Here is a 26,680-nt window from a genome sequence, read left to right as displayed (position 1 = left end):
TCGGGAGGAGACAACGGTGGCGACCGCCGACGACCCCACGACCACCCTCGGACTGCTGTGGGACGGGCCGTCGCGGCCCCGGCGCGGGCCCCGGCACCACCTCACCGTCGACGCCCTCGTCGGAGCCGCCCTGGAGATCGCGGAGCAGGAGGGCGTCGACGCCCTGTCCATGCGCGGTCTCGCGGCCAGGCTCGGCGTGGGAGCGGCCACCCTGTACACCTACGTCCCCGACAAGTCGGCCCTGATCGCCCTCATGGTGGACACGATGATCGGCGAGGCGCCGCTGCCGCACACCCGCCCGGGGGACTGGCGGGAGCGCGTCGAGGCGTGGGCGCGCGAGAACCTGCGCGCGTACCGCGAACACCCCTGGCTCGTCCGGCTGATGGGCGCCGCGCAGCCCGTCGGCCCCCACGCCTTCGCCTGGACCGACTCCGCGCTCCGCGTCTTCGACGGCACCGGCCTGACCGGCCACGAGGCGCTCACGGTCGTCGAGGCCGTCGACGGCTACACCCGCGGCCACGTCGCGAAGGCGGTCGAGGCCGACCGGGCCGCGCGGTGGACCACCCCCGACGGACGCACGTGGGACACGGTGCAGGACGCCTTCCTGGAGGCGCACGCGGAGCCCGGCCGCTACCCGGCGATCGAGCGCCTCACCGGCGCCCCCGGTACCGAGGAGGTGTTCGAGGCAGGGCTCGCCTGGCTCCTGGACGGCGTCGCGCAGGGGATCAGGGAGCGCGCCGCCGGGTAGCCGCGCGGTGCTCCGCCAGCAGGCCGGGGGAGAGCAGGTGGGACAGGCGCGCCCGCTCCAGCCGGTCGACCAGGCCCGAGCGCGTGGTACCCAGCGAGAGGGCCGCCCGGTCCAGCTCCCAGCCGGCCTCCCCGAGCACCCGGAGCAGTCGGCCGCGGCGGCTCTGGGCGGGGGAGAGCCGGAGCGACTTGAGGTAGGCGACGCGGCCGTGCCGGTCCGCGACGACCTCCCCGACATGGTCGACGCCCCCGCGGGCGAAGGCCGGGACGAGCCACCTCACCGTGAACGGGCGCTCCCGGGGGTCCGGCGCGCCGGCGCCGCCGAAGTCACGCGAGCCGCCCGACGTGTGCAGGCCGCCCGTCAGCGAGGACAGCATCAGGTCGTCGTGGGCGCGCAGCGTGTCGCTCCGGCTCCGCTCCACCCGCTCGCGCAGGTCCGCCAGGGTGCGGACACCGCGTTCCCGGATCGGTGTGTACAGCGGCCGGGCCTCGCCCGCCGGCAGTCCGTGCATGTACAGGCTCTCCCCGAACATGTCCATGAGCAGGCCGGCGTGCAGGGCCCGGTAGTCCTCCGGGTGCGGGTACAGGTGCGCCGACGCCAGGACGTCGGCCAGGTGGACCACGACGCCGCACTGGTCCGGATGGATCTCGAAGACCCGCAGCGCCTCGGCCAGGCCCTCGATCTCCCCGCCCAGGTACGTGGTCAGCGCGGGGGAGGACAGGCCGCGGTGGACGGTGGCGCGGGACCACTCCGCCCAGGCGACGGAGGGGCCGCCCGCGTGCAGGGACAGCAGCCCGTCCACCGCCAGGTCCAGCGGCAGGAACCGGGCCCTGCCGCGGACGGCCGTGCGCGCCTTCCGCGACCGCAGGTCCAGATGCGCGCGGCGCGGGGCCGGGGAGCGGGGCGGGAGGATCTGGGTCCCGTAGGAGGCGCTGGGCGCGGTGTCGCCCTCCCAGGTCAGCACGTACGCGTGGGGGACGAGGCAGCACGTCCCGTCGTCCTGGGAGGCGGGGTCGTCCACCAGGTCGCCGGCCACCAGGGGGTGCAGCCGCAGCCGCGGGACCGGCGCGGACCGGAGCAGCGGGACCAGCCGGACGTTCCCCCACTGCTGGGCCGGGCCGGTGCGCACGCCCTCGCCCAGGGCCAGCCCCGGGAACCTCTCGCTCACGGGGCCTCCAGATAGGCGTCGGCGGTGGCACGCAGGTGTTCGCGCAGGTCGGACAGGCCGAGGCGGCCCTCGCCGAACCGTGCCAGCTCCACCAGGGACGGCAGCGTACGCGGATCGCGCAGACCGATCGTGGGCACGGCGGGGGAGAGCGGCCGCATCCCCAGCCCGTCGGCGTCGAACACCGGGTTGAGGTGCACCATCGCGGTGGCGCGGTCCGGGTCCACGTACCGCCGCCACAGTGTGAGGGTGTCGGCGAGCAGCGGCGGGGTGCTGTCGTGCCCGTCGGACACCACGACCACCCGCGCGGGGCCCGTGTCGAGCGCGTCCAGGATCCGCTCCGCCAGGTGGGTGGGTCCCGCCGGGCGCACCGTCAGGGGGTCGGTGTGCCCCGACACCCAGTGGGAGGTGCTGTCCGGGGCCAGGGCCCGGATCAGGTGGTGGCAGGCCAGGGCCGCCGCCAGCGGGTGGTGGCGCCGCACCGGGGAACCGATCGAGGAGTAGCTGTCGTCCAGCACCGCGGCCGTGCGGGGCCACGTCCCCGCCGCCGGACCGGCGGCGCGGAGCGCCGACGCGGCCAGCGCGCCCTCCAGTTCCGCGCGACGGTCGCGGCGCTCGGCCGTCGGCAGGGCCAGCACGTACACGCACAGGCGCAGCAGCGGGGCGGCGGCCGGGTCCGGTCCCGCGCCGACTCCGTGGCGCCGCGCGGTCCCCGCCAGCCGCAGCCGCTCCGCACGGGTGGCGCGCTCGCGCACGCCCTCCAGGAACACGCCCCGGGGCACCCGGTGGCGGGCCGCGAACCCCTCGGCCACCGTGTACGGCAGGTCGTACAGGTCCGACGCCGAGTAGTGGGCCCTCCCGTGCGCCCGCAGCAGCGGGGAGCCGTAGCGGTGCCGCCTGCGCTCCCCGGGCGGGGAGAACAGGAACACGCCCACCTCCTCGGGCAGGGCGACACGGGCGTGCCGGGCCGCAGCGCGCAGCCCCGGCCGGTACTTGACCGCGTCCAGGTCCAGGTTCGGGCGTGCGGCGATCCACGCGCGCATCGTGGCCCGGGTGCGCCGGTTGTTGACCCGCTCCCGGGCCAGGCGGGCGAACAGGCGGTACACGCGCTGGGGCGGCATCTCCGCGAGGCGGCGCCGGATCAGGGCGTTCTCCCGCGCCCGCTCCCCGGCGGACGCGCCGGTGCGGGGGTTCGACAGCAGCCGGTGGACGATGGCGGCGGCGTTGTGATCGTTGACGTGCAGCGCCAGCGCCAGCGCGTACAGGTCCGGGTGGGTCCCGTGGACGTACTCGTGCAGGAACTCCAGGGACAGCCGCTGCTCCGCCGCGCCCGAGTGGAACTCGCGCTGCCCCGTCGAGGAGATCGCCGCGCTCGCGAACAGCAGCAGGTCCTCGCAGGCGAGCAGGTCGGCGTAGGTGTCGGTCATGGGGTCTCCGGCGCGGCAGGGGGGAGGGCGGGCCGGGGAGCGGCGGCGCGATCGGCGTGAAGGGTGCTTGAAAGGCAGTTCTCGGAAGTCGCGGTCAAGTCCCACGGCCCGCCCGCGCCGACGGTAGCAAACCCCCCGCCCCCGCCGGTACCGGGTTTCGCGGCGGCGCGGGCCTTCCCTCAGGGGCCGGGGCCGGGCCGCAGGCGCGAACCCCGCAGGGTGCGCCACCCGGCCCCTCTGTGCCCGGACCGGTCCGCCGCCCCACCGGGCCGTCATCGCGGACAACTTCTTTCCCTCACGAAACTTCAGCACCATCACCATAGGCCGCTTGTGCTACTTTCAGGCCATGCAGCCGAAAAACAGGCCAGTCGTTCAAAAAAGGGCGTCCTTCATCGAGGAGGCCCGCCGCGCACAGATCGTCGAGAGCGCCGTCGAGACCCTCTCGGAGCTGGGCTACGCCAACACCTCGCTGGCGCGCGTCGCCGAACGCGCCGGCATCAGCAAGAGCGTGATCTCCTACCACTTCGCCGGGAAGGCCGAGCTGATGGAGCAGATCGTCGAGGAGGTCTACCTCGACATCGCCCGGTTCGTCCTGCCGCGGACCGAGGAGGAGCCCACGGCGACCGGCGCGCTGCGGGCGAGCATCCGCTCGGTCGCCGAGTACATGCGGGACCACCGCGCCCAACTGCTCGCCCTCGGGGAGGTCCTCAGGAACCTCCGCGGCTCCGAGGGCGAGCGGCGCTACGACGCCCCCTTCGACGAACAGGTCTACGAGGGGCGGGAGGCGATATTCCGCCGCGGCCAGGAGGCCGGGGAGTTCCGCGCGTTCGACCCCCGCGTCATGAGCGTCACCGTGCAGTCCGCGATCGACGGCATGTTCGGCTACTGGGTGAAACGCCCGGAGCACGACCTGGAAGCGCACGCCGAGGAGCTGGCCGACCTGTTCGAGCACGCCACCCGCGCCGGGCACCCCGGAGAAGGGGCGAACCGGTGACCCGGCCCATGGACAGGGCGGCCGCCGTGCCGCCCACCGCCCGTCCGCGGCTCCTCTACGTCGACAACCTGCGCACCGCGCTGACACTGCTCGTGGTGCTCCACCACGCCGCCATCGCCTACAGCAACATCCCGCGCTGGTACTACGTGGAGACGGCGGCCGACCCGTCGGGAACGCTCCTGGACGTCCTGCTCCTGCTCAACCAGGCGTTCTTCATGGGGACCTTCTTCCTCGTCTCGGGGCTCTTCGTCCCCGGATCCCACGACCGCAAGGGGACCGGGCGCTTCCTCGGGGAACGGCTGCTGCGCCTGGGGGTCCCGCTGCTGGTCTGGCTGCTGCTGCTCCGACCCCTGGTGACCTTCGGCGCCTACGCCGAGGCGAGGGACGCCGCCGCCCGGCAGGGGGCGGAGCTGCCCTACTGGCAGTACTACCTGCACTCGTTCACACCGGGGCCGATGTGGTTCGTCGAAGTCCTGCTCGTGTTCAGCGCGCTCTACGTCCTCTGGCGACACCTGGCGGCCGGAAAGGAGGGGCACGCGTCCGGGACGGCCCCTGCCCCCACCTCCTCCCCTGCCCCCACCTCCTCCCCGGCCCCCGCCTCCTCCCCGGCCCCGGGCCGGGCGCCGGGCGCCGTCGCGATCGTCGGGTTCACCCTCGGGCTGGCCCTCGTGACCTACCTGTGGCGCATCGTGATGCCGATGGGCGACCCCCTGCCGGTCCTGGACCTGCCCACACCCGCCTACCTGCCGCAGTACGCGGCGCTGTTCGCCGTCGGGCTGGTCGCGGCCCGGCGCGGATGGCTGGAGGGCCTCTCCCGGCGGACCGGCCGGACCGGGTCCGCCGCCGCGGCCGTCGCCGCGGTCGGGATCGTCCTCCTCGCCGTCGGCTCCGCCGGCGGAACGGCGTTCCTGGGCCACGGCACCTGGCAGTCCCTGGCGATGGCGGCCTGCGAATCGACGCTCGCCGTCGGCATCGGCCTGGGCCTGCTGGTGCTGTTCCGGGAGCGACTCGGCCACCAGGGACGCCGCCTCCGGTTCCTGTCGACGCACGCCTACGCCGTCTACCTGGTCCACCCGGTCGTCCTGGTCGCGCTGGGCCACGCGCTCAGCGGCGTGCAGGCCCCCGCCGTGGCGAAGTTCGCGCTCCTGGCCGTCCTCGCGGTACCGCTCTGCTGGGCGCTGGCGTTCGCGGTGCGCGCGCTTCCGGGCGCCCGGAAGGTGCTCTGACCGCCCCTGGCGCCGGGGGGCCGCTGCCACGCCCTCCTCACCGGTCGTGGGCGGCCCAGTACCCCTCCAGTTCCGCGCCGAGCCGTTCGGCGGCCTGCATGGGGAGGGAGTGGGTGGTGTCCGGCCAGACGGTGACCGGTTCCAGGCCCAGGGCCCGGGCGCGGTCCGCGGCGTCCCGGCCGCCCGCCAGGGACTTGTCGGCGGCCAGGTCGACCCGCACCGGCACGGACAGCGACCGCCACTCCCCGTCGGTGAGCGTCCGGGGCGTCAGGGAGACGGCGGAGTAGTGCCGCGACCCCTCGTCGATCATCACCGACATCGGCGTGCGCTCGCGGACCTCCTCGACCGAGACGCCCCCGATCCCCGCCAGCGCGCGGTCCTTCCACGACTGCGGCCCCGGCAGGAAGAGCAGGACCGACCACAGGTAGGTCGAGGCGGGCAGCCCGTGCAGCACCATCACCGGTTCGAGCAGGGTCAGGGAGGCCACGCGGCCGGGGTGGGCGAGCGCGTGGGTGGCCGCGATCGCCCCGCCGAAGGAGTGCCCGACCACGTGCGCCCGTTCGAGGCCGAGTCCCGCGAGGGTCTGCTCCACCCACGCGGCCTGGTCATCGAACGAGGAGAAGGGCACCGACTGGGTCGACATGCCCGCGTCGCCGACCGCGTCCATGGCGTAGACGGTGCGCCGGCCGATCCAGTGGGTGAGGTTCTCGCCCCACATCGGTGCGCCGGAGCGGGTCCCCGGCAGGAGCACCACCGGCAGCCCGCCCTCCGCCCCGTCGCCCGGGGCGGCCCACTCGTACACCCGCACGGCGCCGTACCCGGTGGCGACGTCGTGGGTGCGGGTCGGTGCGGGCAGGGCCGCCATCACGTCGCCGTAGGCGGCCCGGTAGGACTCGAACCCCTCGCGGCTGATCCAGTGGCCCACCTTCGGCTCGGGCGCCGCGACCGAGGCGGCCTTGTCCACCACCAGCCACGCCACCACCAGTGCCGCCAGGACCTGCAGCACGCGGCGGCGCCGGGTCCGGCGCTCGGGCCTGTCACTCATGGGAACCCCCGGAAATACAGTCGTATTGGACCGTGCTCCGAGTGTACACCCCGGCAATACGTTCGTATTGTCCTTGGTTATGATGGCGGCATGGACAGCTCCGGGCCGGACGAACGAAGGACCGCCATCCTCCGGGCGGTGTGGCGGGTGATGGCGGAGGGCGGCATGGGCGCGGTGTCCATCCGCAACGTGGCCTCGGCCGCAGGGGCGTCGGTCGGGCGGATCCAGTACTGGTTCCCGAGCAAGGACGAGCTCCTGCGGGCCGGCCTGGAGGAGATGCTCTCGGAGGCCGCGCGACTCCACGCCGAGGCCACCCGCGGCGCCGACGACCGCGAGGCGCTGTGGCGGCTGGTCGGCCATGCCGTTCCCCGGGCGGAGACGGACCGGGTCGGGGTCTCGGTGTTCCACCAGTACGTCGCCGCCGGTTTCCACCACCCGGAGCTGGCCCGAGTCCTGGCCGGGGCCAAGGACGGGGCGGAGGCCGAGGCGGCCCGGCTGCTCGCCGGGATCGCCCCCGGCCTCGCCGACCCCCGCGCGGCGGCCCGCTCGCTGATCGCCACCGCCGACGGCCTGTCCATGCGCGTGCTGATCGGCGGCCTCTCCGCGCCGGAGGCCGAGGAGGCCCTGCGGGCCGAACTGGACAGGGTCCTGTCGTGAGCGGTGGGGCGCCCCGGCGCCCCCGGGCCGGAGCCGGTCGCACCGCTTCCCGTGTGACGCGCCGGGCGGCCCACGGGGTTTCTCCGCCGGACGGCGATGATCCCCGTAATTCACATTTATCTTATTTCGTATAAAAGCGACGCGGGCTCCGTCAATGGCATCAAGGGGGTTGGTGGGGCGGTGCCGGGTTCCGGGTGTGTTTGTTGGATTCCAGGCCATCCCGACTGATCAGGGTCTCTCTTCTTGTTTCGGTCGCCTTGTACTCGGTCCGGAAACACCATTGTGTTGACAAAGTCGACGATGGCGGAAGATGATTGCTCGACAAGGGAAGCGCATTTGATATCCGTCCGTCCGGACTCCTCTTTCCCTGGATTTCCGGTACGTTCTCCATTGCGGTCCCTCGTCCCTTTCGTGTCGTCTGGAGATGGGGGAGCACCGTGGCGCACACCGGTGACGGCGGGGAGACCCGGGACGTGGGCGAGCCGCTGCTCGTCGCGGCAGGGGTGGCCGACCTCGCGCTCGACCGCATGGGCGCGGCCCTGCGGCAGGCGAAATCGCTGCTGGGCCGGTCCGACCTGGCCGACCTCGCCCGGGACGGCCGGGACGACCTGCGGGAGCGGGGGCGGCTCGCCCTGCGAAGGTACGGGCGGACGCCCGAGTGCCACATGGAGGTGCTCGCACGGCGGGTCGCCTCCCGCACCGGACAGGGCGATGCCTGAGACCCCGGAGCAGGCACTGCTCCGGACCAGGGTGGACGCGGTGCTCCGGGAGTTCGTGCGGGAGGAGGCGGACCGGTTCGCCGCCGTCGACGCCGACCTGCTGCCGGTGGCCGAGCAGTTGTCCGTGGCGGTGGCCGGCGGCAAGCGCCTGCGCGCCGCGTTCTGCTACTGGGGGTGGCGTGCGGCCGGCCAGCCGGACAGCGACGCGCTCGTCCGCGCCGCCGCCGCGATGGAGCTGCTGCACGCCGCGGCCGTCGTCCACGACGACCTGATCGACGAGAGCCCGACGCGGCACGGCGTGCCGAGCGCCCACGCCGCACTGGGGGCCGCCCTCGGCGGCCGGGCGCGCCCCCAGGCGGGCGGCCGCGCCCTCGCCATGCTGACCGGGGACCTGCTGATCGCCTGGGCGGCGCAGATGTTCCTCTCCTGCGGCCTGCCCTCCGCCTACCTGTCCCGTGCCCGCGACCTGTGGGCGGTCATGGCCCGGGAGCTGATCGCCGGGGAGTGCCTGGAGGTCCTGCGCACGGGGGCCCCGCCCGACACGGCCCGCTCGCTCCAGGTGATCCGGTACAAGACGGCCAAGTACACGGTCGAGCACCCGCTGCACATCGGCGGCGCCCTGGCCGGCGCGCCGGGGACGCTGATGGAGGCCTTCACCTCCTACGGCCTCCCCCTGGGCGAGGCGTTCCAGCTGCGCGACGACCTGCTCGGGCTGTTCGGCGACCCGGAGCGCACGGGCAAGTCGAACCTCGACGACGTCCGAGGCAACCGGCCGACCGCCCTGCTCGCCGAGACCTGGTCGGCCTCCACCGCGGCCGAGCGCCGGGAGCTGCGCGGCCTGCTCGGCCGCCGCGGCCTGGACGGCGAGGGCCTGGAGAGGGTGCGGACGATCATGCTGCGCACCGGGGCCCCCGAGCGGATCGAGGAGATGATCACCCTGCGCGTGCGGGCCGCGAACGACGCCCTCGCCCGCGCGGACCTCCCGCACGGGGCCGCCGAGGCCCTGTCCCTGATGGTCGCCTCGGCCGCGGCCCGCCAGTCCTGAACCGTCGAAAGGCAAGGCCCCCATGCCCTACACCCACGAAACCATGGACGCGATGCGGCTCATGGGGGACGAACTCGCGGACGCGACGGTGGCCGCGCTCTTCGAGCGCGGCGAGGTCGGCAAGTTCAACACCCTCATGCGCTACTTCACCACGGTCGGCCAGGAGCTCCCCGACGGGCTCCCCGACGTCGCCCGCGAGTACCTGCACACCACCGCCGCACCGCCGGACTGGGTCGACTGGGGCGAGATGGAGAAGGCCCGGCTGTTCTTCATCGACAACAACGTGCACATCTCGACCGCCCTGGCCTTCGCCTCGATGCCCGCCTGCTACGTCGTGCCGCACGTGGCCAGGCTGCTCAGCGCGACCCATGCCCTGGAGTACCCCTCCCGGAGGATGGCGGAGACGGGGCAGTTCACCGTCTACCTCATGCAGCCCGACGCGTTCGAGGCGGGGAGCCGGTTCGTCCCCGCCGCGCAGAAGGTGCGCCTGCTGCACGCCTCGATCCGCCACCACATGCGCCGCGAGGGGCGCTGGGACGAGGCGGCCCTCGGCACGCCGATCTGCCAGGAGGACATGATCGGCGGCCAGATGATGTTCTCCATCCAGGTCCTGGACGCGCTCCACCGGCTGGGCATCCACATGTCCACCGACGGCGCGGAGTCCTACTTCTACGCCTGGCGCGTCGTCGGCGCGATGCTCGGCATCAGCCCCGAACACGCCCCGGCCGACGCGGCGGCCGGCCGCCGGTTCTCCGACCTCTACATGACCCGGCACATGGGCCCCTCCGAGGAGGGGGCGCTGCTGACCCGCAGGCTCATCGAGCTCTACGAGGAGGTCGTCCCGGGGACCGTCCTGGACCCGGTCGTCGCCGCCCTCATCCGCTACCTCATGGGCGACACCTGCGCCGACTGGCTCCAGGTCCCGCGCACCGGCTGGGACACGGCCGTCAAGGCCTCGCCCGCCCTGCTCGGGATCCTCGAGCGCATCGAGGACCGCTCACCCCTGGGCGCGTGGGCCCTGGACCGCCTCGGCCACCTCACCACCCACCTGGAGCTCAGCTCCCTCACCCGCGGCCGGATCATGCAGTACGCGATACCCGAGCGCCTCAAGGGCGAGTACGGGGTCACCTCCACCGCCCCCCGGGTCCACCCCTGGACCCCGCCGCCGCCCACCCCCACCTGAGCGCCGGGCGTCCCGGCCGCGCGACGCGGCCGGCCGCCCGGCCGCGTCCACAGGACGGACAAGGGGGATTGACGCGGGCGTCACACACGGTATAAGCCTGGTGGGCAGACAGCGACCGGAGGTGCGGATGGTAGCCGGACGTGTCCGAACGCGCCGGGCGGAGCCCGGGAGGCACCGCCGGGGCACCGCCGTCCCCGGAGCGGAGGCCCCGTGATCGTCCTCGGGCTGTCCTCCGGAACCTCGGCCGACGGGATCGACGTCGCCGCCGCACGCCTGGAACTGGACGCGGACCTGGTCCGCCTGGCGCCGCTGGGCCACCGCATCGTCCCCTACCCGGCCGACCTGCGCAAGGAGCTCCGCGACGCCCTCCCGCCCGCGGCGACCACCATGCAGGCCGTGTGCCGGCTCGACACCCGCATCGGGCAGGCGTTCGCCGAGGCCGCGCGCCTGGGCGCGGACGAGCTCGCCGGAGGACGCGCGGACCTGGTGGCCTCGCACGGCCAGACCCTCTTCCACTGGGCCGAGGGGACCTCGGTGCACGGGACCCTCCAACTCGGCCAGCCCGCGTGGATCGCCGGGGCCACCGGCCTGCCGGTCGTGTCGGACCTGCGCACGGCCGACGTGGCGGCCGGGGGCCAGGGCGCGCCGCTGGCCGCACTGCTGGACGTCCTCCTCCTCGGCGGGCGCGCCGAACCCGCAGCCGCACTGAACCTCGGCGGCATCGCCAACGTCACCGTCGTCCGGGACGGGACCCCGCCCGTGGCCTTCGACACCGGTCCGGGCAACGCCCTGATGGACGCCGCGGTGCGCCGGGCGACCGGCGGGCGCGCCGACCTCGACGCCGACGGCGCCCTGGCCGGGGCCGGCCGCCCCGACCCCGCCCTGCTCGAACTCCTGCTCGCCGAGCCGTACTACGGGCTGGCCCCGCCCAAGTCCACCGGTCCGGAGCTGTTCGGCCCCGGCCACCTCGACGCGGCGCTGCGGCGCGCGGGAACACCGGAGGCCGCCGACCTGCTGGCCACCCTGGCCGAGCTCACCGCCGTCACCGTCGCGGACGCGCTGCGGCCCTACGGGCCCGCCGACGTGTTCGCGTCCGGCGGCGGCACGCGCAACCCGGTGCTCATGGACCGGATCGCCGCCCGGCTCGCACCGGCGCGGCTCCGGCCGTTCGACGCCCTCGGACTGGACAGCGACGCCAAGGAGGCCTACCTGTTCGCACTGATCGGCTTCCTCACCTGGCACGGGATCGCCGGGTCCCTCCCCGGCTGCACGGGCGCGCGCCGCCCGTCGCTCGCCGGCCGCCTCACCCCGGGGGCCGGACCGCTCCGGCTGCCCGAACCGGCGGCCGTCGCACCCGCGCGCCTGAGGGTCGACGCGCCGGCTCCCTGAGCCCGCCCCGCACATACCGCACCGACCCCGGCGCCGTGACCCGCCCCGCCCGCCCCCGCCCCCCACCTCCCGGAGCCGCCCCGTGCACGCCGTCGATCTCGCGGTCATCGTGGTGTACCTGCTGTGCTCGGCATGGCTCGGCCTGAGGCTGTCCGGCCGCCAGCGCAACACACGCGACTACTTCATCGGCGGCCGCAACCTGCCCTGGTGGGCGGTCTGCCTGTCCGTCGTGGCCACCGAGACCAGCGCCCTGACCGTCATCAGCCTCCCCGGCGTGGCCTACCTGGGGGACGTGACCTTCCTCCAGGTGGCGGTCGGCTACCTCATCGGGCGCGTCGTCGTCGCGTTCGTGCTGCTGCCCCGGTACTACCAGGGCGAGATGACCACGGCCTACGCCTACCTCGGCCTGCGCTTCGGCCGGGGCATGCAGAGCACGGCCTCGGTGACGTTCCTGTTCACCCGGCTCCTCGCGGACGGTGTGCGGATGTTCGCCGCCGCCATCCCCATGAAGATCGTCCTGGACTCCTACGGGATCGAACTGCCCTACTTCACGATCATCGCCCTGCTCGGCGGGGTCACCGTCCTCTACACCCTCATCGGCGGCATCAGGGCGGTGGTGTGGGTGGACGTCCTCCAGATGGCGCTGTACGCGCTCGGAGGCGTCGTCGCCCTCGTCGTCATCGTCGAGAGCCTCGACGTGAACTTCCTCGCGGTCGCCGCGGAGGAGGGCAAGACCCGGTTCCTCGACTTCACGTCGAACCCGGTCTCCTCGCCGTACGCCACGGTCACCGCGGTACTGGGAGGGGCCCTGCTCTCCACCGCCTCGCACGGCGCGGACCAGATCATCGTGCAGCGGCTGCTGGGCTGCCGCAGCCTCCGCGACGCGCAGAAGGCGGTGATCGGCAGCGCCGTCGTGGTCTTCCTCCAGTTCGCCCTGTTCCTCACGGTCGGCCTGGCCCTGTACTCCTACTTCGAGGGCGCCTCGACCGAGCGGCTCGGCCTCGCCAACTCCGACGAGCTGTTCCCGGTGTTCATCGTCGAGGGGCTGCCCACGGGCCTGTCGGGGCTCCTGCTCGCCGGCATCATGGCGGCCGCGATGAGCACCCTGTCCTCGTCCCTGTCGGCGCTGTCGTCCTCCACCATGGCCGACCTCTACGAGCGGTTCGCCCGCCGCCCCCTCACCGACGTCCAGGGGCTGCGGCTCGGGCGCCTGTTCACCCTCGGGTGGGGGCTGGTGTTCGTCGGCGCGGGGGCGATGTTCACCGGGACGGACACCCCCGTCGTCGAACTGGGCCTGTCCGTGGCCAGCATCACCTACGGCGGCCTCCTGGGCGCGTTCTTCCTGGGCCTGTGGGTCCACCGGGCCCGCCAGTCCGACGCCGCCGTCGCCTTCGCTGCGGCCGTCGCGACGATGGCCTGCCTCTTCCTCTTCGCGCCGGGCCTGGTCGGGTTCACGTGGTACACGGCGATCGGCACGGCCATCGTGCTCGGTCTGGGCTACCTGCTGTCGCTGCGCCACCGCGGGAGCGCCCCCGCTCCGGCTCCGGAAGCGGAGCCGGAGCGGACGCCGGACGGGGAGAGCCCCTGACCCCGCCCGGCGGGGCCCGGGACCCGGGGACGCACGCGGCCCGTCGCCCTCACACGGCGAGGGACAGGAACAGGGCGCCGGCCGCCGCTCCGAGGAATCCGAGGGGCACGAGGAGGGACAGGTCCGGCGCCCTCAGGTGCACGGCCACCGCGCCGACGAAGAACAGGACCAGGCCGAGCGCGGCCGCCGTCCCCACGAGCGGAACCCCGGCCAGCCCGAGGAGCAGGCCCAGGGCCCCGGCCCCCTTGAGCAGACCCAGCGCGGTCAGCCAGGACTCGGGCACCCCCACGGCGGCCGAGTTGGCGAGGACGAACCGGGCGCGGAGGAGGTCCGCCACGGCGAAGAAGCCGTTCGCGGCGGCGGTGAGCACGGTCACCGCGATATAGGCGGCGGTCATGACGGCCTCCCGCCCGCCGCCGGTGCCGTGGCGGCCGGGGGCCGGGGGCCGCGATCCCGCGCGTCCGTGGTGGCGCCCGTGTCGGAACGGGCCGTTCGAGGGGTCATGTCCTTCCACCTCCGGGAAGTGTCGCTCCGGTGTGTCTCGTCCCTTCTGACGGGCGCCGGCTCCCCAACGTGACACGGGCCCTGCCGCGCCCAGGGGCCGACGGCCGCCGCACGCCCGCCCGGCGTCACCGGGGCGCGGCCCACCCGGCGCAGCCCACCGCGTGCTTGCGGCACGCGCACGCGCGCGCAAAAGGCGCTCGGGTGAGCCGGCACCGGCGGCCGGGGCCCGCGGCGCGCACGCGCGCGGAAAAGCGGTTGCGCGCGCCCCGCCCCGCGACCACGATGGTCCGCCGGACAGGAGGCCCCACATGACCCACCACGCACACGCCCGCACCCTCCGGGAGCACCCGCTGGCAGCGCCGGGCGCCGGCCCCTACGGCGTCACCGGCGCGGACGACGGCTCCCTCTGGGCCACGCTCGTCCACCACGGGCAGATCGCCCGCCTGGCGCCGGACGGCGCGGCGACCCTGTACCCGCTGGACTCCGCGACCTGCGGCCCCTCGCTCATCACCCCGGGCCCCGACGGCGCGCTCTGGTTCACCCGCACCCAGGACGACAGGATCGGCCGCATCACAGCGGAGGGCGAGGCGGGGTCCTTCGCGCTGCCCGTCCCCGGCGCACGCCCCTTCGGCATCGCGGCGGGACCCGACGGGGCGCTGTGGTTCACCGAGATGAACACCGACCGCATCGGGCGCATCACCCCGGACGGGGAGATCACCGGGTTCCCCCTGCCGACCCGGGGCGGCTTCCCGTCGTTCGTCACCGCGGGGCCGGACGGGGCCCTGTACTTCACCCTCAACCAGGCCGACGCGGTCGGCCGGATCACCGTCGGCGGACACGTCACGGTCCACGCCCTCCCCACCCGCGGCGCTGCGCCCGTGGGCATCACCGCGGGCGCCGACGGGGCCCTGTGGTTCGTGGAGATCGGCGCCGGACAGGTCGGACGCCTCACGCCGGACGGCGACGTCCGGGAGTTCCCCCTGCCCCGGCGCGACTCGCGGCCCCACGCGATCACCGCCGACCCCGCCGGGGGGTGCTGGTTCACGGAGTGGGGCGCGAACCGGATCGGGCACGTCACCGCCGAGGGGGAGATCGACCTGGTCGACCTGCCGACCCCCCGCAGCGAACCCCACGGGATCGCGGTCACCGCGGACGGCGCGGTGTGGGCCGCCCTGGAGAACGGGAGCCTCGCCCGCCTGGCCCCCTGAGGCCGGGCGCGGGGAGCCCCCGGACCCGGGGCGGCGGCACGTTCCCGCACCGGCGTCCTCGCCGTCCCGGACCCGGTCCGTCCGGGCCGGAGGACCGACCCGTGACCGGGCGCACGGCGTCGGCTATCTTGTCGCCCATGGCTTCCGAACCGACCGCGGCGGCGTTCCTGAAGCGGCTGGACGAGCACCGCGACGACGGGGAACTCCGCAAGTACCAGCGCTACTTCCGCTTCGACGCCGACGACCAGGACCCGGACGACTACTTCGTGGGCGTGCGCATGGGCACCGTGTTCTCCCTCGCGAAGGAGTTCACGGCCATGGACCTCGACCAGATCGAGGTGCTCATGGAGAGCCCCGTCCACGAGGCCCGCGCCGGGGCGATGAGCATCATGGAGAAGAAGGCCCGGCACCGCGGCGCCACCCCCGAGCAGATCGGGGCCCTGGCGGAGCTGTACCTGCGGCGCCACGACCGGGTCGACAACTGGGACCTGGTCGACCTGGCCGCGCACCACGTCCTCGGCCGCCACCTGAACGGCCGCCCGCGCGACGTGCTGTACGACCTGGCACGTTCGGACAACCCGTGGGAGCGGCGGACCGCGATCGTGGCGACCGCGCACTTCATCCGCCACCGGGACCTGGACGACACCTTCGCGCTCTCCGGGATCCTCGTCCACGACGACCACGAGCTGGTGCAGAAGGCGGTCGGGTGGATGCTGCGTGCGGCCGGGGACGTGGACCGCGTCCGCCTCCTGGGCTTCCTGGACGCCCACGCGGCCGGTGCGCCGCGGCCGCTGCTCCGCGCGGCGGTCGAGAAGCTCCCGCCGGACCGGCGCGCGTCACCGGGGACCGCGGGCGCGGCCGAAGGCGTGGGCCCCGCGCCCTCGGCGCAGGATCAGCGCGGCTCCTGGCACGCGAGCGCCCGGCCGAGCGCGCGCACCCCGTCGGGGAAGGACCCGGGGTCCGGTCCGGCGTAGTTGAGCCGCAGGTGGGGGCCGGTGGGTTCGGCGGGGAACCACTCGTCGCCCGGGGCGACGACGACCCCGAGGTCCTCGCAGTCCGCGACGAGCCGCGGCAGGTCGGTGCTGTCGGGGAGCCGGACCCAGAGGTTCAGCCCGCCCCGGGGCAGCGCCTCCAGGTGCGCGGCGGGGACGTGCTCGCGCAGGGCGCCGGCGAGGAGGTCGCGCCGGGCGGCCAGCTGGTGGCGCAGCCCCCGCAGGTGGGTGCGCCAGGCGGGCTGGGTGACGACGTCGAGCGCGACGGCCTGCAGCACGCCGCTGACGTACAGGGACCCGGCCCGGGCGTCGGCGAGTATCCGCTCCCGGGCGGGGCCGCGGGCGACCACCCCGGCGACGCGCACGGCCGGGGACACGCTCTTGGTCAGCGAGCGCAGGTACACCACGTGCCCGCCGTCGTCGCGCGCGGCCACGGGCGCCGGCCCGTCCTCGATCCCGAAGTCGTGCGCCCAGTCGTCCTCGATCAGGAACGCGCCGAAGCGGCGCACGGTGCCCAGCACCCGGTCGGCCAGGTCCGGGGACCAGCGCGCCCCGGTGGGGTTGGCGAAGTTCGGCTGGGCGTAGAAGGCGCTCGCCCCGGTGCGCTCGAACGCGCGGGCCAGGGAGTCCGGGTCCGGTCCCCCGGCGCCGCTGGGCACCGGTACGACCCGTGCTCCCGCCTGCGCGGCGGCCAGGAGCGCCCCCCAGTAGGTGGGCGACTCCACCAGCAGCGGGCGGCCCGCGCCGACCAGGGCGCGGAAGGCGGTGCTGAGCCCGCTCTGGCTCCCCGGCAGGACGACGGCGTCGCCGGGGGCGGGCGGCGCGACCCCGGCGGGGGAGTCCGCCCCCAACTCGGTCGCGAACCACGCCCGGAGGTCCGGGAGGCCGGCGGCCGGGGGCCGCGCGACGGCCGACGCGCCGCGTGCGGCCCGTGTGAACGCTCCGCGCACCAGGCGCTCGGGGAGGAGTTCGCGGTCGGGGTAGCCCGAGTGCAGGGCGACGGCGCCGTCGGGGGCGGTGCGCAGCGCGGCGGCCGACCGGGGCGCGAGCCGGTCCGTCGGGCCGAGCGCGGCGGTCTGCCACCCGTAGTCGTGCGGACGCGCGGCCCGGGCCGCGCGGACGAAGGTCCCCACCCCGGGGCGGCTCTCCACGGCACCCTGGGAGACCAGTGTCCGCAGCGCCTTCTGCACCGTGACCGGGCTCGCCCCGTACTGCGCCACCAGGGCCCGCGTGGACGGCAGCCTCGCCCCCGGCGGGGCCGTGGCGATCCACGCGCGGAGCCCTGCGACGATACGCGAACTGCTATCGTTGTTCATGAAGAACAACAGTAGCGCTACTCAGATGACGCGACCAGCGCTATCCTCCCGGGCCGGGTTGCTGTGGGGCCTGCTCGGGGTCACGGCGTTCTCCCTGACCGTCCCCTTCACGCGCGTGGCCGTCGAGGGCGGCGGGATGTCACCGCTGTTCACCGGCTCCGGCCGTGCGGTCGTCGCCGCGCTCCTGGCGGCCGCCGCCCTGGCGTTCACGGGGCAGAGCCTGCCGCGCGGCAGCCAGTGGGGCCGCCTGGCCGTCGTCGCCGGAGGCGTGGTCGTCGGTTTCCCGGTGCTCACCTCCTTCGCCCTCACCTCCGCCTCGGCGGGCCACAGTGCCGTCGTGATCGCCCTCCTGCCCGCGGCGACGGCGGTGACGGCGGCGCTCCGCGGGCGCGAGAGGCCCCCGGCCCGCTTCTGGACCACGGCGGCCGTCGGCGCGGTGGCCGCCGTCGTGTTCGCCTCCTTGCAGGACGGCGGGCCCGGCGGACCGTACCTGTCCGACCTCCTGCTGTTCGGCGCCGTGGCATCGGCCGCGGTCGGCTACGCGGAGGGCGGGCTCCTGGCGCGCGAACTCGGCGCGTGGCAGACCGTCTCCTGGGCCCTCGTCCTGTCCTTCCCCCTGATGGCCGTCCTCACGGGGGTGGCGGTGGCCGACCGGCCGCCGAGCGGCTCCCCCGCCGAGTGGGCGGCCTTCGCCTACCTGGCGGTGGTGAGCATGTTCCTCGGCTTCTTCGCCTGGTACCGGGGACTGGCGATCGGCCCGATGGCGCAGGTCAGCCAGGTCCAACTCGTCCAGCCGGTCATGACCATCGGCTGGGCCGCCCTGATCCTGCACGAACAGCTCACCTGGCCCACGGTCCTCGGAGGGGTGGCGGTGGTCGCCTGCGCGGCGACGGCCGTCCGCGCCCGCCTGCGGCCGACCGCGGGGAAGGGGGCCGGGACCGCGGCGGGGGCCGACCCGGCGCAGCGGAGCCGTGGCGGAACCGGCGGGGACCGGACGGGCCGGTGGCGCACGGGACCCCGCGGCTAGCCGGCACGACCCCTTCCACGCGCGACCCCGCCCGGTTTCGCCGGGCGGGGTTCGGACCGGCTCGGACGGAGGAACGGGGTCCGGGCACGGGGCGCGTTCCCCGTGGGGGCGGTGAACCCCTCCGGCGCGGTTCCCGGACGGGAGGCCCCCGGCGCCGTCACGGGCGCGGCTCCGCCCCCGCTCCGGCCGGGGGAGCCGCGCCCGCGGCGTGTCCTCCGGTCAGCCGGTGAACAGGGCCGCGGCCTGGACCGCGGTCCGCACCACCCCGTAGCCCAGGGCGACGACCACGACCGCCCACAGGAAGAGCGCCGCCGCCTTCGACAGCGTCTGCCCGCCTCGTTCCGTACCGTCCACCGGGTCCTCCCTCCGCGGCCCGGTCCCTCCGGGCGCTTGCCGTTCCTCCTGCCCGCCGGGCGCTCCCGGCGTCCGTCCGGCGCTCACGCGACCGCCTCGCGGGACCGGTCCGGGCCGGCCTTTCCCGTGGTCGGCGTCGCGGACGCGGACAGCGGGCGCACCAGCATGTTGGCCGTGAACCCGACCGCCATCACGGCCACCATGAGGTACAGGGAGGCGGTGTACAGGTCGGCGCCCGAACGGCCCGCCGCGAGCTGGCTGTCGGCGACCACGTTGACGATCAGCGGCCCCGCGATGCCCGCGCACGACCACGCGGTGAGGATGCGGCCGTGGACGGCCCCCACGTTGAACGAGCCGAACAGGTCCTTCAGGTAGGCCGGGATCGTCGAGAAGCCGCCCCCGTAGAAGGACAGGATGACACCGGTGACCGCCACGAAGAGCGCCACGGAACTCGTGCCGGCCACGGCGATGACCAGGTACAGCACGCAGCCGAGCCCCAGGTAGCCGATGTAGGTGCGCTTGCGCCCGAGGGCGTCGGACGTGGAGGACCAGATGAAGCGTCCCAGCATGTTGCACAGCGAGAGGACGCCGACGTACCCGGCGGCCTCGGCCGGGCCCACGCCGGTGAAGAAGTCCTGCACCATGGGGGCGGCCTGCTCGAGGATGCCGATCCCGGCGGTGACGTTGCAGAACAGCACGATCCACAGCAGCCAGAACTGCCGGGTGCGGAAGGCCGCCTCCACGCTGAGGCCGTCCTGGACCTGTTCGCGCGCGGGGGGCGCCTGGGCGGGAGCGCCGCCCTCGGGGGTCCACCCCGGCGGCGGCACCCGGACGGTCGCGGCGCCCAGCATCATGGCCGTGAAGTACACGGCGCCCAGGGTGAGGAACGTGGGAACGATCGCCTCGGAGGGCGTCGCGGCGTACCGGTCCAGGAGCGCTGAGGACAGTGGGGACGCGATGAGGGCGCCGCCGCCGAACCCCATGATGGCCAGGCCCGTGGCCATCCCCGGGCGGTCCGGGAACCACTTGATCAGCGTGGAGACGGGGGAGATGTACCCGATGCCGAGGCCGATCCCGCCGAGGAACCCGTAGCCGAGGTAGAGCAGCCAGAGCTGGCCGGTCGCCACGCCGAGCGAACCGACCAGGAAGCCGCCCGCCCAGCACACCCCGGAGACGAACATGGCCTTGCGCGGGCCGTTGCGCTCCACCCACTTGCCGCCGAACGCGGCGGACAGGCCGAGCATGACGATGGCGATGCTGAAGACGACCCCGATCGCGGTCAGCGAGGTGTCGAACCGTTCGACCAGGGGGGTCTTGAAGACGCTGAAGGCGTACACCTGGCCGATGGAGAGGTGGACGGCGAGTGCCGCCGGCGGGATGAGCCACCGGCTGTAGCCCGGGGGGGCCACGCTTCTCTCGCGGTCAAGGAACGACGGCATGGACCATCCTCTTCACTGATCGGGCACGCGCGGTATCCGGTTGCCGCGCGCGGGTCTTCCAGGTGCGGTCCCGTTCCGGACGGGGGCTCGTGCGGAGCGCCGTCGGGGGCGGGAGGGACCGCGGGGGCGCTACCGGTCGGGTCCTCCGCCGACGCGGTGCGAGGCGCCGGGGAGCGCGCGACCGGCCCCGGGGGCCGGGGTTCCCGCCGTGGCAGCGGTCCCGGCGGCGGGGCCGGCCGGCGCGCGGTGGCCGGAGGGACCCCGCACGACGGCTCCCGCGTCCTCGGGAACGGAAACGGGAATGCGGTTTCCGCACGTCTGGCCGGGGGTGCCGAAAAAGAATTCGATTGTGCGCGTCGCGGTGAGGGGCACGGGCCCGGAAACAGGGCGCGCCTGCACCGTCAGGACGCCGTTGCGTCCTTCTGCCAGCGCCGTGGGGTGCCTGAGCTGGCTCGACAACATGCGGACACAGTACAGGTGCGTATGTCGCCGAACAAGGGCGGGCCCCCTGTTGCGGAGGGGGCCGGCCTCGGGTGACCTCGGGTGACCGAAGGCGCGGTGAGCCGTTCTCGCGCGCGAGAGGGGCCGGAGGTCCCGAAGGGATGGGGCGCGCCCTGCTGCAGAGTCCTGAGCTGCGGGTTCGTGGGGTTCCGGGCTCTTCTGAGGACCTTCGCGCGAGGCCGTCGGCCGGGCGCGCGTTCCGTCCGGCTCGGGCCGGGCGCGCGGGTCGTCACCGCCCGTGAGGCCGTCCTTCGCCAGGTCGGGGGCCTGCCGCACCGCCTCCCGCCTCCCCTCCGGGGAGGGCCCGCCGCCCTTCCCGGGGCGGACCCTCCCCGGTGGGGAGGCGGGGAAAAGGAAAAGGCGCGCCGATCCCCCGCGTTCTTCCCGGAGGCGGATCGGTGGAATCCGCGTGGGTGCGCGTACGGATTTCTGCGCGTTCCTGGAAGGGGGCGGGGGAAATGGCGAAAGGGGTGGGGAAAAGGGGGAGGCCATTCTCCGCCGCCCGACGCACCCGTCCGCACCGGAGGGCCCGCGTCCTTCGCCCTCCGGACGGGACCGTCCCGGTCGCGTGCCCCCCGGCCCCCCGGCCCCCCGGCCCCCCGGCCCCCCGGCCCGCCGGGCCGCCTGCGCGGCCGTGGCGACGCGCCCCCGTGCCGACGTGCCGCGTGACCCATCCCACCGGACGCGCGACGGTCGCACACGGGGCGGCGGGGCGGCCGGTTGCCTAGGATCTTCCTACCGTCCAGACAGGGAAAGTGCGGTGGAAGCGATGACCGTCCCGGAACGCCCCCTCTCGAAGCTGGGATTCCTCACGATCGGCCTGTTCGACGAGGACGAACCCGCCGCGGGCCACGAGAACACGCTCCGGATGATCGAACTCGGGGAGAGTCTCGGCTTCGACAGCGCCTGGCTGCGCGACCGGCACCTCCAACACGGCATCTCCTCGCCCGTCGCGGTCCTGGCCGCGGCCACCCAGCGCACCTCCCGCATCGAGCTGGGCACGGCGGTGATCCCGCTCGGGCTGGAGAACCCGTTCCGGCTGGCGGAAGACCTCGCGACCGTCGACGTCCTCAGCGGCGGGCGGCTCAACCCGGGGGTCAGCGTGGGGCCTCCCACCCACTACGACCACATCAAGCAGCACCTCTACCCGGACAGCTGGGACGCGGAGGACTTCGGCCGCACGCGCCTGTCCCGGCTCCTGCACAACCTGCGCGGCGAACCGGTCAGCACGTTCTCCGGCCGGGAGGGCATCGAGACGTACTCGCGGCGCGTCCAGCCGCACTCGCCGGGGCTGGCCGGCCGCGTCTGGTACGGGGCGGCCGGACTGGCCTCCGCCGAGTGGGCGGGGGAGCAGGGGCTCAACCTGCTGACCAGCAGCGTGGTCCGGGCCGAGGAGGACGACGACTTCGCCCGCGTGCAGCGCTCCCACATCCTGCGGTTCCGCGAGCGCCACCCGCTCGGGGAGCGGGCGCGCGTCTCGCAGGGGCTCGTGGTGATCCCCACCGACAGCGCCACGCCCGCACAGCGCCGCAAGTACGAGGAGTACGCGCGGGGCCGTCTCGCGCGCACCACCGCGCCGCAGGGGCCCGGGCGCCTCCTCTTCGCCCCCGACCTCGTGGGGAGCTCGGAGCGGATCGCGCAGGCGCTGGCGGAGCACGCCGGGTTCCAGCAGGTGGACGAGGTCGTGTTCGCGCTGCCCTTCACGTTCGAGTACGAGGACTACGAGCAGATCCTCACCGACACCGCCACACGGCTGGGCCCCCTGCTCGGCTGGACGCCCGCGGGGCGGGGAGGGCAGGGGGTGTGAGGACCGGATCGGGCCGTCCGGAACCGGGCCACCCGGTCCGGGCCGTCCGGAACCGGGCCGCCTGGAGCCGGTTCACCCGGGCGGGAGCGGACCACCGTGCCGTGCGGCGGGGCCGGAGCTCCACGACCGGGCCGCCGCCCCGGTGAACGGGACGAACAGGCGTCCGGGCCTCGTACAGTGAAGGATCCAGAGCGGACGGGGGAGGCCCGGCCGTCCGCGCCCGCACACACGCCCCGCCCCGGCGGGGACGAGACCCGGATCGGAAATCCTTGTACCTGGCTCGCATCAGTCTCAACCCCAAGCGCAGCACCCCCATGGACCAGTGGGCGTCCATGGGGCGGTCCGTACGGGAGGCCGTCGACCCCGACCCGGACTCCGACGCCCGGGTGCTGTGGGCGCGCGTGTCCCCGACCACGCTCGTGGTCAGCTCCGACACGGCCCCCGCCTGGGGGAAGATCCCCGGCGCGTACGCGGCGACGATGCAGCCGCCGCCCCGCCACACGGAGGGCGAGACCATCCGCTGGGAGCTGATCGCCGCGCCCACCGGGCAGCGCGGGGCCGACGCGGACGCCGACGAGCCGCGACCGCGGGGCAAGCGGGTCGCCCTGGAGGAGTCGGAGTTCCAGGAGTGGATCGAGGCCAAGACGGCGGGCGCGCTGAGGGTGACGTCCGCCAGGTGGAAGCGGCTGGGCGGCAGGCCCGCCCGGTACCACTTCACGGGCCAGGCCGTCGTGGAGGACAGCGAGGCGCTCCAGGAGCTGTGCCTGGGAGGGATCGGCGCGGGACGCAGCACCGGCGCCGGCCTGCTCCTGACCAGCACCGCGCCGACCGTCTAGGGCGGGAGGCCCCGGAGGGGGCACGGGGCCGCGGTGCCGGCGCCGGCACCGCGGGCGCTCCGGGCAGGGGGCACGCGCCCTCAGTGGGCGACGGACTCCAGGTACTCGTTGATGAGCTTGACGTCGAGGTGGTCCTTGCTCCGGCCCAGGAGCGTCTTCCACACCCGCACGTTGTCCAGGGCCGCGAAGCGGAGGCCGTCGATCACCTCGGCGCCGTCGATCAGCTCGTCGACCGTCCAGATGTCGGGGAACCACCCGTTGAGGATCTCGACCCGGTCGTCGAAGAGGAGGACCCGGCGGACCCCGTCGCCGAAGGGGGCGTCCTCGGGCTCGCCCAGGGTCAGCGCCCTCTCCCAGGCGGCCCCGCGGGCGACGACGTCGATGTCCCCGACCTCCCAGCGGAGGTCGTGGGCCAGGAGCGGGCCGCTGCCGGCGATGACGAAGTCGTGTTCGGGAAGTCCTAGCGACAGGACCTTCTTGACGAGGTCGTGTTCTCTGAGGTACACAGACACCCTCCTGAGTCGGGCGGCGTCGCACCCGTCTCACGACATTATAGTGAGGGCCGCGAATCCGACGAAGGCCGCGACCCCCAGGCTGCTCAGTGAGCCGATCATGAAGTACTCCGCGAAGCCCTTCTGGTGGGCCCGCAGATCGGGGAACCGGGCCAGCGCCTTGACGGCCACGACGAGGGCCGCGCCCTCGGGGCGGCCGGCGAGCACGAAGGCGTAGATCAGCGAGCGCTCCAGCCATCCGATGACCGCTCCCGCGCCCCTCAGCGACCTCATCTCCGCGCCCTCCTCCTCGTCGAGGGCCTTCGTGAACGGGCGCAGGAGGTGCGTGACGACCTCCCCGCCGATGAAGGTCGCGAGGACGAACCCGGCGACGACGACGAAGAGGCGGTCGTCCCCGAACAGCCGGGCCGCGAGCGCGACGGAGCCGGACGCGTCGTGGACCAGGGCCCCGAGCAGGCAGGCGCCCACGAGAGCGCCCAGGGGCCACAGCACGAGCCCGGGCCGGTCGTTGAACAGGGTCGGCGACGTCTGGGCGTTCTCGTCGCCCCTGGCGAGGCGGGCGAGGGCGACCGCGATGGCGGGGCAGGCGAGCAGGAGGAGCGCCGGCCCCCAGCCGGGCAGGAGCGGCGCCAGCGCGTACAGCCCGAAGGCGAGGGCCACCAGCGCGGCCCGCCACCAGGTGCGGCGGGCCCACGGCAGGCTGTAGGACAGGAGCACGGAGATGCCCGCGCCGACGACGACGCGCAAGAGGTCCACCGGGTACGGCCCTTTCCACGGGGTGAGGGGACGGACCGGCCCCGCATGCGGCGCGGGACGCCGCCGGGAGGGGGAGCGGCGGGGCGGGCGCCGCGCCCCGGGAACGCCCGGGACGTCGTTCCCGCCCTCTCCGGCGCCCGCGCCCGGGGGAACGGAAGGTCCGGGATCCCGGGCAGTCTAGGGTGTGCGCGGGGGTTCGGCGAAGGGGGCCCGCCCATGGCCGGCCGCGGTTCACCGGCGTCGCGTGGGGCCCGGCCGCGGCCGCTCCCGGACCGCGTCCGCACCGGTCGGCGGGGCCCCGGTCCGCACCCGCACGCCCCCCGGGCGGGGCGGCCCCCGTCCGCCGACACGGCGGGTCGGCAGGGCAAGGCAGAACGCCCATAAGGCTCTTTCTTTCATATGAGTATCAACCTCCCGTAGGACTCTTGCCTTCGTTCGGCAAATCATGAAGGTTCTCTTCTGAAAGCGACCTGACCGTCGCGCACAGTTGTCCCGGGGCGGCGACCGGCCCCCCGCCCGCCCTCCGCCCGCGCGGACACAAGTCGGAAGGAGCCACGTTGGCGCCACCGCACCGGAACCGCACCGCGTCCCGGCCCTCACGGGCCGCGGTCCTGATCCCCCGAACGGCCCTCCTCTGCGGCGTCCTCGCCGCCGTGCTCACCACCTCCCTGGCCACCGCGCCGGCCGGCGCCGCCCCGCGCGGGGCCGGGACGGGCGCCCCCGACAGAGTGTGCGAGACCGACCCCCAGGCCCCGCCCAAGCGGCAGATGCGCGCCGAGTGGATCGCCGGGGTGCAGAACATCGACTGGCCCAGCGAGCAGGGGCTCACCCCCGAGGAGCAGCAGGCCGAGCTCGCCGCGCTCTACGACCGGGCGGTGGACGACGGCCTCAACGCCGTGTTCGTGCAGATCCGCCCCACCGCCGACGCGTTCTGGCCCTCCCCGTACGAGCCCTGGTCGGAGTGGCTGACCGGCGAGCAGGGCGGCGACCCCGGCTACGACCCCCTGGAGTTCGCCGTCGAGGAGGCCCACGCCCGCAACCTGGAGTTCCACGCCTGGTACAACCCCTACCGGGTCGCCATGCACGCCGACCCGGCGCGGCTGGTCGAGGACCACCCCGCCCGGCAGAACCCGGACTGGGTCTTCGAGTACGGGGGCAGGCTCTACTACGACCCGGGCGTCCCCGAGGCCCGCGAGTTCGTGATCGAGGCGATGATGCACTCGGTCGAGAACTACGATCTGGACGGGGTCCACTTCGACGACTACTTCTACCCCTACCCGGTGGCGGGGCAGACGATTCCGGACGAGGACACCTTCGCCGAGCACGGCGGCGCGTTCGACGACGTGGCGGACTGGCGCCGCAACAACGTCGACCTGATGGTCCAGGGCATGAGCGAGGCGGTGCACGCCGCCAAACCCCACGTGAAGTTCGGCATCAGCCCCTTCGGGATCTGGCGCAACGCCTCCAGCGACCCGGACGGCTCCGACACCAACGGCTCCCAGTCCTACGACGGCCAGTACGCGGACAGCCGCAAGTGGGTCACCGAGGGGTGGCTCGACTACATCAACCCGCAGGTCTACTGGGAGATCGGCCTGCCGGTGGCCGACTACGCGGTGCTGGTCCCCTGGTGGGAGGAGGTCGCGGAGGGCACAGGCACCCACCTCTACATCGGCCAGGCCGCCTACAAGGCGGGTAACGCGGGAGCCTGGTCCGACCCGCGCGAACTCGCCCGGCACCTGGAGTTCAACCGCGACCGCCCCGGCGTGCACGGCGACGTCTACTTCAGCGCCACCTCGCTGGCCACCAACGCACGGGCGGGCATGGACGTCGTGGTGGACGAGCACTACGCCCACCCCGCACTGGTACCCGTCAAGGAGGACCTCGGAGGGGCCGCGCCGGCCGAGCCCGTGGTCACCCGCGCCGTGAGGGGGGACGGCGGCACCGAGCTGACCATCCGGCCGGGGCGCGGCCAGGACCCCGCCTACTACGCGGTCTACGCCTTCGACGGCCCGCCCGGAAGGGACGGGGCCGCGTGCGGCATCGAGGACCCGCGCTCCATGGTCGGCACGGTCCGCGCCGAGGGCCGGGAGACGGTCTTCACCGCGCCCGCCGCGGAGGGCGACCGCACCTACTACGTGACCGCACTGGACCGCCTGCACCACGAGAGCGGTGTGAGCAACCCGCGCTACGTGCGCTGACACCGACCACCCCCGGAAGAGCGGCGCCCGGGAGCCGTGCCCCG

The 26,680-nt window shown here is 74.6% G+C and carries 24 protein-coding genes; 15 read left to right on the top strand and 9 right to left on the bottom strand.

Translation table 11 applies throughout. The features are described from left to right. Positions 1–16: 16 nt before the first annotated feature. The gene (locus tag ACFQBR_RS08510; RefSeq protein ID WP_267949796.1) at positions 17–748 is read left to right on the top strand and encodes a TetR/AcrR family transcriptional regulator; all 732 of its coding nucleotides are present in this window, start codon (positions 17–19) and stop codon (positions 746–748) included. On the opposite strand, the gene ACFQBR_RS08505 is transcribed toward ACFQBR_RS08510, so the two are convergent. Both ACFQBR_RS08505 and ACFQBR_RS08500 read right to left on the bottom strand, forming a co-directional pair. After that, complete coding sequence (locus ACFQBR_RS08505; RefSeq protein ID WP_344183762.1) at positions 726–1,916, bottom strand: ARPP-2 domain-containing protein; 1,191 nt, start codon at positions 1,914–1,916, stop codon at positions 726–728. The genes ACFQBR_RS08510 and ACFQBR_RS08505 overlap by 23 nt on opposite strands. Continuing rightward, complete coding sequence (locus tag ACFQBR_RS08500; protein ID WP_378552704.1) at positions 1,913–3,340, bottom strand: hypothetical protein; 1,428 nt, start codon at positions 3,338–3,340, stop codon at positions 1,913–1,915. The genes ACFQBR_RS08505 and ACFQBR_RS08500 overlap by 4 nt, the downstream gene beginning before the upstream one ends. Positions 3,341–3,686: 346 nt before the next feature. On the opposite strand from ACFQBR_RS08500, the gene ACFQBR_RS08495 reads away from it, so the two are divergent. After that, positions 3,687–4,334: a TetR/AcrR family transcriptional regulator gene (locus tag ACFQBR_RS08495; RefSeq protein ID WP_344183758.1), complete on the top strand. Its 648-nt coding sequence runs from the start codon at positions 3,687–3,689 to the stop codon at positions 4,332–4,334. Next, positions 4,331–5,560, top strand: a complete 1,230-nt coding sequence (locus ACFQBR_RS08490) for an acyltransferase family protein (RefSeq protein WP_344183756.1) — start codon at positions 4,331–4,333, stop codon at positions 5,558–5,560. Before ACFQBR_RS08495 ends, ACFQBR_RS08490 begins: the two co-directional genes overlap by 4 nt. 37 nt (positions 5,561–5,597) lie before the next feature. Here ACFQBR_RS08490 and ACFQBR_RS08485 read toward each other — a convergent pair whose 3' ends face one another. Continuing rightward, positions 5,598–6,605, bottom strand: a complete 1,008-nt coding sequence (locus tag ACFQBR_RS08485; protein ID WP_344183754.1) for an alpha/beta fold hydrolase — start codon at positions 6,603–6,605, stop codon at positions 5,598–5,600. 90 nt (positions 6,606–6,695) lie between these two features. On the opposite strand from ACFQBR_RS08485, the gene ACFQBR_RS08480 reads away from it, so the two are divergent. From ACFQBR_RS08480 to ACFQBR_RS08455, 6 genes are all read left to right on the top strand, one after another. Next, positions 6,696–7,262 (top strand): TetR/AcrR family transcriptional regulator, encoded by a 567-nt coding sequence (locus ACFQBR_RS08480; RefSeq protein WP_344183752.1) that lies wholly within the window; start codon positions 6,696–6,698, stop codon positions 7,260–7,262. A 437-nt stretch (positions 7,263–7,699) separates the two neighbouring features. Beyond that, a complete protein-coding gene (locus tag ACFQBR_RS08475; RefSeq protein WP_344183750.1) occupies positions 7,700–7,981 on the top strand; it encodes a hypothetical protein in 282 nt (93 codons plus the stop codon). Continuing rightward, positions 7,974–9,026: a polyprenyl synthetase family protein gene (locus ACFQBR_RS08470; RefSeq protein WP_352982709.1), complete on the top strand. Its 1,053-nt coding sequence runs from the start codon at positions 7,974–7,976 to the stop codon at positions 9,024–9,026. The genes ACFQBR_RS08475 and ACFQBR_RS08470 overlap by 8 nt, the downstream gene beginning before the upstream one ends. Before the next feature lie 22 nt (positions 9,027–9,048). Next, entirely contained in the window at positions 9,049–10,209 is a 1,161-nt protein-coding gene (locus ACFQBR_RS08465; protein ID WP_267949805.1) for an oxygenase MpaB family protein, read from the top strand. Between the two features lie 210 nt (positions 10,210–10,419). Then, a complete protein-coding gene (locus ACFQBR_RS08460; protein WP_344183745.1) occupies positions 10,420–11,598 on the top strand; it encodes an anhydro-N-acetylmuramic acid kinase in 1,179 nt (392 codons plus the stop codon). An 82-nt stretch (positions 11,599–11,680) separates the two neighbouring features. Further along, complete coding sequence (locus ACFQBR_RS08455) at positions 11,681–13,186, top strand: sodium:solute symporter (RefSeq protein ID WP_344183743.1); 1,506 nt, start codon at positions 11,681–11,683, stop codon at positions 13,184–13,186. 49 nt (positions 13,187–13,235) lie between these two features. Here the strand turns inward: ACFQBR_RS08455 and ACFQBR_RS08450 are convergent, their stop codons facing one another. After that, positions 13,236–13,583: a DoxX family protein gene (locus ACFQBR_RS08450; RefSeq protein ID WP_267949808.1), complete on the bottom strand. Its 348-nt coding sequence runs from the start codon at positions 13,581–13,583 to the stop codon at positions 13,236–13,238. Between the two features lie 415 nt (positions 13,584–13,998). On the opposite strand from ACFQBR_RS08450, the gene ACFQBR_RS08445 reads away from it, so the two are divergent. Beyond that, complete coding sequence (locus ACFQBR_RS08445; protein WP_344183741.1) at positions 13,999–14,898, top strand: Vgb family protein; 900 nt, start codon at positions 13,999–14,001, stop codon at positions 14,896–14,898. Positions 14,899–15,035: 137 nt separating this feature from the next. Beyond that, positions 15,036–15,872 (top strand): DNA alkylation repair protein, encoded by an 837-nt coding sequence (locus ACFQBR_RS08440; protein WP_344183739.1) that lies wholly within the window; start codon positions 15,036–15,038, stop codon positions 15,870–15,872. Here ACFQBR_RS08440 and ACFQBR_RS08435 read toward each other — a convergent pair. Further along, positions 15,791–17,206 (bottom strand): aminotransferase-like domain-containing protein, encoded by a 1,416-nt coding sequence (locus ACFQBR_RS08435; RefSeq protein WP_344183737.1) that lies wholly within the window; start codon positions 17,204–17,206, stop codon positions 15,791–15,793. The genes ACFQBR_RS08440 and ACFQBR_RS08435 overlap by 82 nt on opposite strands. 25 nt (positions 17,207–17,231) lie before the next feature. Between ACFQBR_RS08435 and ACFQBR_RS08430 the strand changes: the two genes are divergently transcribed. Next, positions 17,232–18,233, top strand: coding sequence for a DMT family transporter (locus tag ACFQBR_RS08430; RefSeq protein WP_378552696.1), 1,002 nt, complete (start codon positions 17,232–17,234; stop codon positions 18,231–18,233). Between the two features lie 219 nt (positions 18,234–18,452). Here the strand turns inward: ACFQBR_RS08430 and ACFQBR_RS08425 are convergent, their stop codons facing one another. Together ACFQBR_RS08425 and ACFQBR_RS08420 are read right to left on the bottom strand one after the other, a co-directional pair. Then, on the bottom strand, positions 18,453–18,587 hold the full coding sequence (locus tag ACFQBR_RS08425; protein ID WP_267949813.1) for an MFS transporter small subunit: 135 nt from the start codon (positions 18,585–18,587) through the stop codon (positions 18,453–18,455). 83 nt (positions 18,588–18,670) lie between these two features. Further along, positions 18,671–20,026: an L-lactate MFS transporter gene (locus ACFQBR_RS08420; RefSeq protein WP_344183733.1), complete on the bottom strand. Its 1,356-nt coding sequence runs from the start codon at positions 20,024–20,026 to the stop codon at positions 18,671–18,673. Between the two features lie 1,270 nt (positions 20,027–21,296). Between ACFQBR_RS08420 and ACFQBR_RS08415 the strand changes: the two genes are divergently transcribed. After that, a complete protein-coding gene (locus ACFQBR_RS08415) occupies positions 21,297–22,334 on the top strand; it encodes an LLM class flavin-dependent oxidoreductase (RefSeq protein WP_344183770.1) in 1,038 nt (345 codons plus the stop codon). Between the two features lie 269 nt (positions 22,335–22,603). Next, the gene (locus tag ACFQBR_RS08410) at positions 22,604–23,170 is read left to right on the top strand and encodes a type I-E CRISPR-associated protein Cas6/Cse3/CasE (RefSeq protein ID WP_267949815.1); all 567 of its coding nucleotides are present in this window, start codon (positions 22,604–22,606) and stop codon (positions 23,168–23,170) included. Positions 23,171–23,250: 80 nt separating this feature from the next. On the opposite strand, the gene ACFQBR_RS08405 is transcribed toward ACFQBR_RS08410, so the two are convergent. Next, a complete protein-coding gene (locus ACFQBR_RS08405) occupies positions 23,251–23,676 on the bottom strand; it encodes a hypothetical protein (RefSeq protein WP_267949816.1) in 426 nt (141 codons plus the stop codon). A gap of 36 nt (positions 23,677–23,712) precedes the next feature. After that, positions 23,713–24,438, bottom strand: coding sequence for a hypothetical protein (locus ACFQBR_RS08400; protein WP_267949817.1), 726 nt, complete (start codon positions 24,436–24,438; stop codon positions 23,713–23,715). A gap of 557 nt (positions 24,439–24,995) precedes the next feature. Between ACFQBR_RS08400 and ACFQBR_RS08395 the strand changes: the two genes are divergently transcribed. Continuing rightward, complete coding sequence (locus ACFQBR_RS08395; RefSeq protein ID WP_344183729.1) at positions 24,996–26,636, top strand: glycoside hydrolase family 10-like protein; 1,641 nt, start codon at positions 24,996–24,998, stop codon at positions 26,634–26,636. Positions 26,637–26,680: the final 44 nt, after the last annotated feature.

Source organism: Nocardiopsis tropica, assembly GCF_042660575.1.
GTDB lineage: Bacteria > Actinomycetota > Actinomycetes > Streptosporangiales > Streptosporangiaceae > Nocardiopsis > Nocardiopsis tropica.
The sequence above is the reverse complement of the archived record's forward strand: the minus strand, read 5'-3'. Positions and strand labels throughout refer to the sequence as shown.